Raw genomic sequence first — 1,618 nt, forward strand, 5'->3', positions numbered from 1 at the left:
TTCCGCCAGGAAGACGGCGGCCGCTTCGAGGCGCTCAAGGGCGTCAGCTTCGACATTCCGGCCCACCGCACGGTGGCGCTGGTCGGCGAATCGGGCTCCGGCAAGTCGGTGACGTCGATGGCCATCATGCAGCTGCTGCCGCCGCAATCCAGCGAGATCGATCCGGCGTCCGAACTGCTGTTCCAGGGCCGCAACCTGCTGCGGCTGTCGCGCGGCGAGCTGCGCAAGCTGCGCGGCAAGGACATCGCGATGATTTTCCAGGAGCCGATGAGCTCCTTGAACCCGGTGTTCAGCGTCGGCGAGCAGATCGTCGAGACGCTGACCCTTCACGCCGGCTTGAGCCGTTCCGCCGCCTGGAAGCGCGCGGTGGAGCTGCTGCGCGAAGTGGGCCTGCCGGAGCCGGAAAAGCGGGTGAAAGCCTACCCGCACGAACTGTCCGGCGGCCAGCAGCAGCGGGTGATGATCGCCATCGCCATCGCCTGCGAACCGAAGCTGCTGATCGCCGACGAGCCGACCACCGCGCTCGACGTCACGATTCAGAAGCAGATCCTGCAACTGATCGCCGACCTGCAGAAGAAGCACGGCATGTCGGTGCTGTTCATCACCCACGACCTGGGGGTGGTCGGCGAATTCGCCGACGAAGTGATCGTGATGCGCCACGGCGTGATCCGCGAGCAAGGCACGGTGAAGCAGATCTTCGAAAACCCGCAGGACGCCTACACCAAGGCGCTGCTGTCGTGCCGGCCGCACCTGGACCGCCGCCCGGAGCGGCTGGCGGTGATCGACGACTTCCTCCAGCCGGGCGGCTATGTCGAACCGGCCGAAAGGACACGTGGCTACGCCGCCGGCGACGAAATCGTGCTGGACGTGCAAGGGCTGTGCAAGAGCTTCGACATCCGCGAAGGGCTGTTCGGCAAGCGCCAGTTCCACGCGGTGAAGGACGTGTCGTTCCAGTTGGCGCGCGGCAAGACGCTGGGCATCGTCGGCGAATCCGGCTCGGGCAAGACCACCGTTGGCCTGACGCTGGTGCGGCTGCACCAGGCCACCGGCGGCAAGGCCTTGTTCCACGGCCAGGACCTGATCGGCATGAGCGCCAAGGCGTTCCACGCCTACAAGAAGCGGATCCAGATCATCTTCCAGAACCCGTACGCGTCGCTGAACCCGCGCTTCACCGTCGAGCAGATCCTGACCGAGCCGATGCTGCTGCACGGCATCGGCCAGGACGGCGGGCAGCGCCGCAAGCTGGCGCTGGACCTGCTGGACAAGGTGGGGCTGCCGGCGGGCGCGCTGGCCAAGTACCCGCACGAGTTCTCCGGCGGCCAGCGGCAGCGGATCGCGATCGCGCGCTGCCTGACCTTGAAGCCGGAAGTGCTGATCTGCGACGAATCGGTATCGGCGCTGGATGTGTCGGTGCAGGCGCAGGTGCTGAACCTGCTGCAGGACCTGCAGGACGAGTACAAGCTGTCCTACCTGTTCATTTCGCACGATCTGGCGGTGGTGAAGCACATCTCGGACCAGGTGCTGGTGATGAACAAGGGTCAGGTGGTGGAGCAGGCGGATGCGGACGTGATCTACCGCGAGCCGAAGGACAGCTACACCAAGAAGCTGCTGGGGGCGA

The 1,618-nt window shown here is 65.9% G+C and carries 1 protein-coding gene; it reads left to right on the plus strand.

Annotation, left to right across the window (positions count from 1 at the left end; translation table 11 throughout):
• Window positions 1–1,618, plus strand: a 1,618-nt coding sequence (locus MY55_RS22285; RefSeq protein ID WP_065203059.1) for an ABC transporter ATP-binding protein, incomplete at both ends; no start/stop codon positions are given.

Origin of the sequence: Chromobacterium subtsugae (assembly GCF_001676875.1) — a bacterium.
In the GTDB taxonomy this organism is placed as follows: domain Bacteria; phylum Pseudomonadota; class Gammaproteobacteria; order Burkholderiales; family Chromobacteriaceae; genus Chromobacterium; species Chromobacterium subtsugae.